Genomic DNA, 10427 nt, shown 5'->3' with positions numbered 1-10427 from the left:
AACCACACGGACACAACCAAATAGCTTTGCTAATCGGTATTTTTGTCCCGGTGTTGGATAGATACGATACTTAAATCTAGCTTTCATAATTCCTATCTAAACTAAACAGCACGATAACATATTTATTAAAAAAAAACAACTAAAAAGTCGCCCGCTTATGGGCGAGGCGTTAAACCCAATTTTTTGGTAAAAGTTATTTTTTCTTACTGTCTAAACCCCATAAATAAATTTAGGATAAACATTACTAGCAACTTAGATTCATATATGGATTTTTAGTAGTCATATTAATCTGATTTTTATCTATGATTTTCTCATATAGTTGGGAAAATTACTGGATTCATATCAGTTCCTAAGATGAGTTCCTTACCTTAGCGAGCAAGATGCCCGCACTAGAAACATTTAATTGTTAATATCTGTACTTCATATACTTGGAATCTGCTGTATCAATTACTCCAATAAAAGTTTAGAAGTGTATTGTTGCATCCATTGCTAATGCTAAAATATCGGATGAATAAGAGCGAATATCACAAGCAAAAAAAGCAAGAATCATTAATACTTTTTCCTCGATTATCATAGGAATAGCAAAGCCAGTTATAACTCCAAAAGCTTTAGCAATTTGATTTCTCAAAAAATATCCTTCCGATTCAACCGAGACATTTAGTATCCATTCCGGCTGTTTGTATAACCAAACTCGTCCAGGTAATCCTTCACCTTCAGATATGATAAAGTCTTGACTACAGAGGTGAAATTTTTCTAAATTATCTTGGTAATTACCCCCAACAATATGGTAATAAGGGCTAAGTTCTAATAAATTATTTTCCCGGTTAGGCAACCAAATTTCACCATAATGAAAATCCGTCAATTTGCATATTTTACTTAGAGTATCTTCCAGATGAGTTACAGGTATTTGCCTGATTGATTTCTCCATATTTTAAATTATCAATTAACCTCAATTAGCAACTAATTTCAGCATTTTTTCTGGCATAAAACCACCAATTAACAATTAAACAACTGAGGTAATAAACCGCAAAACCATACAGTGCATATTCAGGATGACCAGCTTTGATTTGACCACCAAAAACTTTAGGAATAATAAACGCACCATAAGCAGCAACCGCTGAAGTCCAGCCTAAAACTGGTCCGGCTTGATTTGGTTCAAAAATAATGGGAATCATCCGAAAAGTTGAACCATTACCTATACCAGTAGTAATGAAAAGAATGAGAAAAAGGATGAGAAATGGCATGAAATAAACTTCAGGAGTTTGAGAAACACTTGCTTGTTTAACATAATAAGCTACTCCCAAAGCTGAACCAATCATCACAATTGTATCCCAATGGGTAACATTTGCACCTCCTAGTTTGTCAGACAACCAACCACCTAAAGGTCGAATCAATGAACCTACTAAAGGACCTAACCAAGCATAAGCAAAAGGATTAATAGCATTGGGATTTACTGTACCATCTGGTAACTCTCCAAATACAATTCTAATTAATAAAGGAAAGGCTGCTGAATAACCAATAAATGAACCGAATGTCATGGTATATAACCAAGTCATAATCCAATTATGCTTATTCTTAAAAATCCGGTATTGGGGAGTGAGGGAAATTTGGAAAGGCTTTTGCACCATACCCATAATTACCACAGTCAAGGCAATTGTGATTGGTAAAACAATCCACATATTAATATTTACTACCAGAAGCATATATAACCCGATTGCTGCACTAACAAAAGCACAGAAAATTAGGGCAAGAGACTTTAATAAAGCTGTTAAAGTCTCTTTTATTGTTGAACCAACATCGGGACTAGCTGTTACTAAATTATTCATGTTAAACCAAGCATTAATCACTAGGATGACCAAAATAGGAACCCAAACCAGTCCACAGTTTTGTATCCAAACTAATGTTCCGGCAGTTTTATCTCCTATGTCTGTAGGTAAGGGAATTCCCTGTCCACTCAAGGTTCCGAATAATGGAATTGTCATTACAAAAGGTAATAAAACCTGCATGACGCTAACACCCACATTCCCCAAACCTGCATTTAAACCTAAAGCTGCTCCTTGATTTTTCTTGGGAAAGAAGAAGCTGATGTTAGACATGGAGGAAGCAAAATTTCCACCTCCAAAACCAGACAAGGCAGCTAAGATAATGAAAAGACTATAGGGAGTATTAGAGTTTTGTAGAGCTATCCCTGTACCTAATGACGGAATAATTAGTAATGTTGTGGTGATAACGATTACATTTCTTCCCCCGGATATAGCAACTAAGAAGGAATTTGGAATGCGTAAAGTTGCACCAGTAAGTCCAGCAACTGCACTCAAGTTGAAAAGTTGAGCTGTCTCAAATGGAAAACCTAAGTTCTTCATTTGTACGGTAATAATACTCCAATAGAGCCATATAGCAAAAGCACATAATAAACAAGGGATAGAAGACCAAAGATTACGATTTGCTATTTTCGATCCTTGTTGTTGCCAAAAATCTATATTTTCTGGATTCCAATTAGCTATTTTACTCATCAATAATTTACCAATAATTATGGTCTAATAGAATAGAAAGGAGATAGTAGGTTATGTTAAATAAGTCAGGTTATTTCTGTATGAAAACTCCGAACTGTGACTGCTTGTAAAACTTTAATATCTCTCAAGAGACTTATAACCATCAGTCTCAACTTTATTCAGCCCTTCCTACTTAGCTCCTAATTGATTATTAGTTTATTACCTTAAATTTCTTGGAAATGCAATGGCTTAAAAACATTTCTTTACTAAAACAAATATATGTTTAGAAATATATATAAATCTTATATAGCAATATGAAATCATTCGTGAGAAAAAATTGTAGGGGTTTGGTCTCTAAACCAAAGCGCCAAGGGATTTGGAGACCAAACCCTGCATTTAGAAAATCTGACAACATAAGCGCGGATTGCTATACCAATTACTGAATAATTAACAATTAAATAATTCATGTTTAAAGCTTCCCTTTTCAAGGGAAGAAACGGTAGTTTTGCTGGCGCATAATATCAAATCCGGTAGCATTGGTGTAATTTGTGGGGAGTTTGGGGAGTTTGGGGAAATAAGCTTCATATTTGGCAATAGCTGAAGATGGAACATTTTTTATACCGAACCCGAGCGGATTTGATATAACCCTCTTAATAGCTATCGCCGACATACAAAGGGGAAGTACTCTGTAAGAGCGAGCGTGTTATACTTTATTAACAAAAAAGATTCTAAGCATTTAGTTATTCGTGGTCAACTCTTCCTGCTGAATGCTTACTAAAGATTAGCTATAAATTATTGAACTGGCAAGAAAATAGTCATTATTTCTCCTTCTAAAGATTAGCTATAAATTATTGAACTGGTAAGAAAATAGTCATAATTTCCCCTTTTGTTGGTCGTTGTCGCACTACTAATTTTCCTCCCATTGCTTGAAAAAGATTTTTAGTCACCTTTAAATTTAAACTAAGATTACCTGTTTCTGGTTGAAACATTAATAAAGGACCGATAGATTTAAAGGGTGTTTTTGTGCAACTTGTAAAAGGTGAGTGACTTTTTCCACCCATATTAGAATCAGATTTAAGCTGTAATTTTAACTGACTTCCAGCTAACATTACTTCTACCTGAATAAGACTGCCAGGAGGTAAATTTCGCGAAAAGTTTTCAATCAAATTTCCTAATACTTGGTCAAGCATAACAGGGTCACTAACAACCGTTGGCATATTAGGAGGTAAAATAACTTTTAGAGTGTGATTTCTTTGAGTTGCCTTTTGTTGCCAATGAGGTATACTATTTTCAAATACTTGAGCTAGAGGAATAGTTGTTAATTGTAGGTATGAATGTTTTTCTTTTAAGAGTTGCTGAGTTTCTAATTCTGTCGCTCTAAAAATTAGATTAAAGCGGTTTATTTGGGAAGTACATTCAGCATCAATCATTTGTAAACGCTTTTTTATTACTTCTTGATTTAGATGAGGACGTTTTAATAATAGGCGAGTTAAAGTCTGAATTGTGGCTAAAGGAGTTTTGACTTCATGAGCGATCGCTTGTAACAATTCTACATCAGGAGATTTGAAATTTTCAATGGGAGATTTTAGCGATACAGTAATTTCCCGGTCTTTTAGACTTTGGTCATCAGTATTGAGTTCTAATATTTTATTTTTACTATCTACAGTTGGTAAATTATCTAATAATAAACGACTAAATTTCATAACTATTTTATAGTCTGGTTCGCGGGGTGTAAATTTATCAAAAACACCGTCTAAAATTGCTAAATTTTGAGAATATTGATCGATTATTTTTTGATGTTTATCGACATTTTGAGAATAAAAATGGGTAGGTAATACTATTCGTTGACGTAAGATAATCCATGCTCTTTCAACTACTTCTGGGTCAAAAGAAAATTGAAAAGCTGGTGTATTATTTATGCTTTTTCCTAAGACCATAACTAAACTAAACTCAGCAGTTAAAACCAAACAAAACTGCTCATTTGTTATTGGGTCTTTAGTTGATAAAGGTAGTATTGGTATAACAGTAGATAAGGAATTAATACTATCTGCTGCTGGTAATAGAGGCAAACTTTGTCTTCTAAAAATGGATAACCAGTCTGAATTTTCCTGTATTTTACTGGTAAAAACTGAAGTATAAAAATTATTAGTTAAAGCAGGATTTGTTAAGATAGGAGTAGGACTAGATAATACTAATCCACGATATGATTTGATATCAGAGAATAACGAATTAGGAGTAGATTTTTTTGAATTGTCGATAAAATCTCTCTCATTTAATGAATAAATAGTTTTTGTCATCTCTTGATTTTGAAAATCTTGAGAACCAGACTTTTTTGATGAATTTTCCAATAATTGATTAACAGTAGCGATCGCACTATACCATTCCTTTTGAGCCTTTGAATACAAATTTTGATTTCTCTGTCTCATAGAAGGAGGAGAATTTTCTTTTGCCAGTTCCATTGTTTTTTTAGGCAAATCATCACTTGACATTTCGAGGGCAAAAATGTCACTTACAGTTGGTAATATATAGTTATAGTTGTCCATTTTTTTCATAATATAAATAAATAATCTTAATTTATTAACTGTTGAAGAAGGAAGAAGGAAGAAGGAAGAAAAAATGGATGGGGATAGTCTTCGACAAGCCGCTCCGCGTCTACAACCTCCAACCAATTGTAAACACCCCCGTTGACGGTGGGGTATTAAACCCAAAATAAAAAGATAAATTTAAACTTCTACAGAAACTTTAACTAGCTTTGCTAAAAAAAATAGTAAAATAAAATGCAAAACTTTCAATATTTTTTTCTTGTCTTATATCTTAAATTTTGTGTATTAAGTTTTCCGCACAAGAAGAAAAAATTGGATCATATTTAATTAATGGGAAAATTGCTCCTCTTCCTTAGTTATAGTCTTTCCCAAGCTAATGAGGTACAGTTGTTTTTCTTTTTTATCGATCCCTACAGAACCAGAATTACTACTCCCTACTCCCTAATGCCTAAAACCAAGGAATTTTGTACCTCACTCTTTTTGCGAATTGCTATAGATTGAAGCATTCCCCGATTAGTTGTCCAAAAAATAAGTAAATCATTAATACTTAGGGTATCGGTATTTATCCGTTACTGATGTTGGTAGAACCGAACTAAATAACCGCAATCTCCGCTTATTATGAAAAAAGTCAATAATTTGATTGTTGAATTGATAGAAAACTTTAACTAATAGCAATTCAATTGAAAGATTTCACAAATAATTTTGCTTCTGACTATCTGAAATAATTATTTGAAATTACTATAATATTAAAGTTTTTAGCTGAATCGGCAGCAAATTGAATAAGTTCGATGCCCATTCAATTTGTCAACATCCCACCTTTTTTAACTTATCAAAACCTCTAATGCCTGTATTACTGACTGACGCAAAAAATATGTTATCCGACTTGCTCGCTAATTATAGTTCTCAAGTGGATTATTTGGCCATTCGCCTAGAAGAATCTCAAGGAACAGATATTCTCTTGCGAGGCAACAAAATAGAAACCTTAAGCGAAGGTCTTTCCATAGGTGGTCAAGTTCGAGCTTGTTACCGAGGAGGTTGGGGTTTTGCCAGCTTTAATCAACTCTCAACCTTGAAAAACAGAATAGAAGAGGCGATCGCTGTGGCCAAATTGATTGGAGAAGAAGAAACAATTCTAGCTCCCATCCCCATAATTCAAGCAACTCATGCAGTTCATCTCACAGGTACAGATCCACGCCATATATCTTTGGCCAACAAAAAAGAACTATGCGAACATTATGGCCAAATATTGCGGAGTGTTGATGGTCGAATTGCCACCGTATCTGTTCGTTATGGGGATAGTACCCAAAAAGTAATTCTCGCTACTTCCGAAGGCACTATGCTAGAAAAATCTTGGGTAGATATGGAAATACGTTTTGCTGCCACCGCCAGGGATGGGGAAACCGTACAAACAGGTAGGGAAACTACTGGTTCCCGCAAAGCTTATGAAGATTTAACTAATTTAGATAATTATGTTCGCAGTGCTGCGGAAAGAGCTGTAAATTCTCTAGCTTTACCAATTGTTCAAGGTAATACTTACACTGTAGTTATTGACCCAATTCTTACAGGTCTATTTGTTCATGAAGCTTTTGGTCATCTCTCGGAAGCAGATATGGTCTACGAAAATCCTGATTTATTGGAAGTAATGACAATTGGTCGGAGGTTTGGTCCAGAAAATTTACAAATATTTGATGGTGCTAAGGTGTCGCCCTTCCTAAATAATAATGTAGAAGAAGAAGTACATCGGGGTAGTTATATATATGATGATGAAGGTACTCCAGCAACTACTACCCAGTTGATTCAAGATGGCGTTTTGGTAGGACGTTTACACTCGCGGGAGACTGCGGGAAAATTGGGAGAAGCACCGACGGGTAATGCACGCTGTCTTGACTATCATTATCCACCTATAGTCAGGATGACTAATACTTGGATAGCACCAGGAAATACTCCTACTTCAGATTTATTTACTGATATTAAGGAGGGAGTTTATGCTCGCAACTGGTTGGGTGGAATGACTAATGGGGAAATGTTTACTTTCAGTGCTGGAGAAGCTTGGATGATTAGAAATGGTAAGTTAGCTGAACCCGTGCGGGATGTGACTCTTTCTGGAAATGTGTTTGAGACTTTGGCTGATATTGAGGCGATCGGCGATGATTTTTATTGGGATGAGTCAGGGGGTTGTGGTAAGGGTGGGCAAGATGGTTTACCTGTTGGTTGTGGCGGTCCGAGTTTGCGTATTAGGAATGTTGTTGTTGGTGGAGATGCTTCTGAAGTCTGAAGTCTGAAGGAAGAGGGAAGAAGGAAGAAGTCTGAAGTCTGAAGGAAGAAGGAAGAAGGAAGAAAGAGGGTGGGAAGTGTGGGGAGTGTGGGGAGTGTGGGGAGTGTGGGGAGATGGGGAGATGGAGAGGTGGGGATATCGAGAAAGATGTGGCAATGGCGCTCAGATGGAACATTTTTTTATACCGAACCCGAAAGGATTTGATATAACCCCTACTGAAATGACTCCTTTGCCAAAAACCCGTACCCCGTGCAAAGATACCATAAGGATTCTATAGCAATCGAAGCAAAGGGGGCGGACATATCAAATGCTTAAAATTCAGACAACGCCAGATTTTTCCTTCTGCTATATAAAAAACAAAAATATAGCAATCACCGAATCAGATGTGAGAATTGAGGTGTTCCTTTAAAGGAAGGAATATAGCAGTTATCTTATTGATATATTTTATTTTTTTCTTCTTCCCTGTTCCCTGTTCCCTGTTCCCTGTTCCCTGTTCCCTGTTCTCTAAAAGTATCCAATATCTCACAACTAAAATCATATTACTATACTAAGGATAAAAATCTCATGACATCTCCGCCTTTACTTCGACGAGAAATTGGTGTGTTCGGCGCTACCCTCATGGGTTTAGGTTCAATTGTGGGTACTGGAGTATTTGTCAGTATTGGTATTGCTGCTGGTATTTCGGGTCCATCGGTAATTATTGCGGTGGCAATAGGTGCTGTTGTTGCTATCTGCAATGGTTTTAATAGCGCCCAGTTAGCAGCAAATCATCCTGTGAGTGGTGGTACTTATGAATATGGTTATAAATATCTGAATCATTGGTTGGGTTTTATTGCGGGGTGGATGTTTCTGTTGGCGAAAAGTGCTTCTGCTGCAACTGCTGCTTTGGGTTTTGCTGGTTATTTGCTGAATGCTTTTGGTATCAATAATCAAACTTGGTTGGTGTTGACTGCTTTAACTGCTGTGGTTGTATTAACAATAGTTGTGTTAAGTGGAATTCGTCGTTCTAATTTTACTAATATTATTATTGTTTCGATTACGTTATTTTCTCTGGTTTTGTTTATCTTGGCAGGGGTGCCTCAAGTAGTATGGTCTGCTGGGGAAAATTTAACGCCTTTTTTTCCTGGGGATAAACCTATAGCATCTTTACTTCAAGCTGCTGCTTTAATGTTTGTTGCTTATACTGGTTACGGTCGTATTGCAACTTTGGGGGAGGAGGTTAAGGAACCACGACGTACTATTCCGAGAGCGATCGCTTTAACTATGATAGTTACCTGTCTGTTATATATATCGATCGCTGTGGTTACTGTGGTGGTTGGTCAGGAAGTTATTAATAAATTATCTACAGCAGATGTTAGTTTAGCTGCTCCTCTAGAAGTTATTGCCAGAGTAGGAGGTTTAGGTGTTCCTGTGATTCCGAAGTTAATTGCTATTGGTGCTGTGACGGCAATGTTGGGAGTGTTGTTAAATTTAATTTTGGGTTTGTCCAGGGTTTTGTTAGCAATGGGGCGTCGTCGAGATGTACCGAAAGTTATTGCTAGATTGAATAGTGAGCAAACCACGCCTTATATAGCTGTGATAGTGGTGGGAGTAGCGATCGCTTTTTTAGTTTTAATTGGGGATGTGAAAACTACTTGGTCTTTTAGTGCTTTTAATGTTCTGATTTATTATGCTATTACTAATTTTGCTGCTCTGAAACTTTCTCCAGAGGAGAGACTTTATCCTAAGTGGTTAGGTTGGGTTGGTTTAGCTGCTTGTTTGTTTTTAGCTTTTTGGGTGGAGCAACAAATTTGGTTAGTTGGTTTAGGGTTAATTATTGTTGGTTTAATTTGGCATAGTTTAATTCATAGATTGATTAACGAATAACTTTAATTTTCCTGTCAGTCAATCCTCTTCTTTTCAAGGATAGGTAATAATTAATAATTAATTATTAAATATAGCTTTGATAGTAGTGGGAGTAGCGATCGCTTTTTTAGTTTTAATTGGTGATGTAAAAAATACTTGGTCTTTTAGTGCTTTTAATGTTTTGATTTATTATGCTATTACTAATTTTGCTGCTCTGAAACTTTCTCCAGAGGAGAGACTTTATCCTAAGTGGTTAGTTTGGGTTGGTTTAGCTGCTTGTTTGTTTTTAGCTTTTTGGGTGGAGCAACAAATTTGGTTAGTTGGTTTAGGGTTAATTATTGTTGGTTTAATTTGGCATAGTTTAATTCATAGATTGATTAACGAATAGATTTAATTTTCCCTCATTAACATCTGCTTGCATATTAATAATCTCTTGTCAATTATTAATTTCTTGAATCAATCCTATTTTCGTCTTTTTCCACTCGTTCATAACTCATATCATGTCCGGATAATTAGGGCTTACCGATCAATTCTAAAAGTATTGACAGATAAAGGTTTTAGCGTTTTAGAGTTGAAAAAAGTACCAGCTTTTCGGTGGAAAAATCTCAAAAAGCTAGTATTTTGGGATGATTATGGCAGAAAAATTGAGAGACAATTCTTATTCCTACCTCCTCGCTCATTCCCTGTTCTTCCTGTCTCCTACCCCAGCAAAAAGACTTTCCATACGCAAACCCTAATTAGTGATCAAAAAACTTGATTTTTTTCCTCTTCTTTATTCTTCTTTCTTCCCTCCTGACTCCTGACTCCTGACTCCTGACTCCTCCATCGAATTTTTTATTTCTTCTTCCTTCTTCTTTTGAAAATAATAAAAGCTTACAGAAGTTGGAATCATAATTTCTCCCCCCTCCAATTTTTGGGAATTGCTGCTCAAATAATCCAGCAATACTTGTAATTGCGAAGGAGAAAAATATGTCGTATTAGCACCAACTATAAAATCTAGTAAATGTTTACCCAAATGAGAATCTTTCTGAAAACATTCTGTAATATTCAATGGAGATTCTATAATTTCTTGATGAACAGAAATATTGTGTTCAGAAAAGAATTGATGTAAATCGTCGCTAAAAAGCATTGATCTTTGATCAAGTCGCTGATTTACATAGTAATAAGGTTCGCTTATTTCTGTTTTTATGGCTATTACAATAATTGCTATCCCTTCTTCTCTCAGAAGTTCGTGAATTTTCTCAAAAGAGGATTCAATTTCTGAAAAATAGT

The 10427-nt window shown here is 35.6% G+C and carries 10 protein-coding genes; 5 read left to right on the top strand and 5 right to left on the bottom strand.

From position 1 onward, the window contains the following. The 4 genes from F6K13_RS05465 to F6K13_RS05450 all read right to left on the bottom strand — a co-directional run. On the bottom strand, positions 1 to 87 hold an 87-nt coding region (locus F6K13_RS05465), incomplete at its 3' end, for a helix-turn-helix domain-containing protein (protein WP_287286994.1). A 376-nt stretch (positions 88 to 463) separates the two neighbouring features. Beyond that, complete coding sequence (locus F6K13_RS05460; protein WP_124143766.1) at positions 464 to 928, bottom strand: GAF domain-containing protein; 465 nt, start codon at positions 926 to 928, stop codon at positions 464 to 466. Positions 929 to 953: 25 nt separating this feature from the next. Continuing rightward, entirely contained in the window at positions 954 to 2513 is a 1560-nt protein-coding gene (locus F6K13_RS05455; RefSeq protein WP_124143765.1) for an MFS transporter, read from the bottom strand. An 827-nt stretch (positions 2514 to 3340) separates the two neighbouring features. Next, positions 3341 to 5035: a sensor histidine kinase KdpD gene (locus F6K13_RS05450; protein ID WP_124143764.1), complete on the bottom strand. Its 1695-nt coding sequence runs from the start codon at positions 5033 to 5035 to the stop codon at positions 3341 to 3343. 41 nt (positions 5036 to 5076) lie between these two features. Here F6K13_RS05450 and F6K13_RS05445 point away from each other — a divergent pair, with 41 nt between their 5' ends. From F6K13_RS05445 to F6K13_RS05425, 5 genes are all read left to right on the top strand, one after another. Continuing rightward, a complete protein-coding gene (locus F6K13_RS05445; protein WP_275670304.1) occupies positions 5077 to 5205 on the top strand; it encodes a hypothetical protein in 129 nt (42 codons plus the stop codon). Between the two features lie 671 nt (positions 5206 to 5876). Continuing rightward, positions 5877 to 7310, top strand: a complete 1434-nt coding sequence (locus F6K13_RS05440) for a TldD/PmbA family protein (RefSeq protein ID WP_124154597.1) — start codon at positions 5877 to 5879, stop codon at positions 7308 to 7310. A 76-nt stretch (positions 7311 to 7386) separates the two neighbouring features. After that, a complete protein-coding gene (locus F6K13_RS05435; RefSeq protein WP_124154598.1) occupies positions 7387 to 7587 on the top strand; it encodes a hypothetical protein in 201 nt (66 codons plus the stop codon). Between the two features lie 287 nt (positions 7588 to 7874). After that, a complete protein-coding gene (locus tag F6K13_RS05430) occupies positions 7875 to 9176 on the top strand; it encodes an APC family permease (protein WP_287287000.1) in 1302 nt (433 codons plus the stop codon). 76 nt (positions 9177 to 9252) lie between these two features. After that, entirely contained in the window at positions 9253 to 9543 is a 291-nt protein-coding gene (locus tag F6K13_RS05425) for a hypothetical protein (protein WP_287286999.1), read from the top strand. Positions 9544 to 9927: 384 nt separating this feature from the next. On the opposite strand, the gene F6K13_RS05420 is transcribed toward F6K13_RS05425, so the two are convergent. After that, positions 9928 to 10427 (bottom strand): hypothetical protein (locus tag F6K13_RS05420; RefSeq protein WP_287286997.1); only part of this gene is annotated, 500 nt, incomplete at its 5' end.

Origin of the sequence: Okeania sp. SIO2B9, from assembly GCF_010672505.1 — a bacterium.
Classification (GTDB): Bacteria; Cyanobacteriota; Cyanobacteriia; order Cyanobacteriales; family Microcoleaceae; genus Okeania; species Okeania hirsuta.
Note: the sequence above shows the minus strand (reverse complement) of the source record. Positions and strands in the feature narration are given on the sequence as shown.

What these genes read in the sequence shown, in the direction of transcription:
- F6K13_RS05460 (WP_124143766.1), bottom strand. Translation starts at nt 928, where the DNA reads ATGGAGAAATCAATCAGGCAAATACCTGTAACTCATCTGGAAGATACT.
- F6K13_RS05455 (WP_124143765.1), bottom strand. Translation starts at nt 2,513, where the DNA reads ATGAGTAAAATAGCTAATTGGAATCCAGAAAATATAGATTTTTGGCAA.
- F6K13_RS05450 (WP_124143764.1), bottom strand. Translation starts at nt 5,035, where the DNA reads ATGGACAACTATAACTATATATTACCAACTGTAAGTGACATTTTTGCC.
- F6K13_RS05440 (WP_124154597.1), top strand. Translation starts at nt 5,877, where the DNA reads ATGCCTGTATTACTGACTGACGCAAAAAATATGTTATCCGACTTGCTC.
- F6K13_RS05430 (WP_287287000.1), top strand. Translation starts at nt 7,875, where the DNA reads ATGACATCTCCGCCTTTACTTCGACGAGAAATTGGTGTGTTCGGCGCT.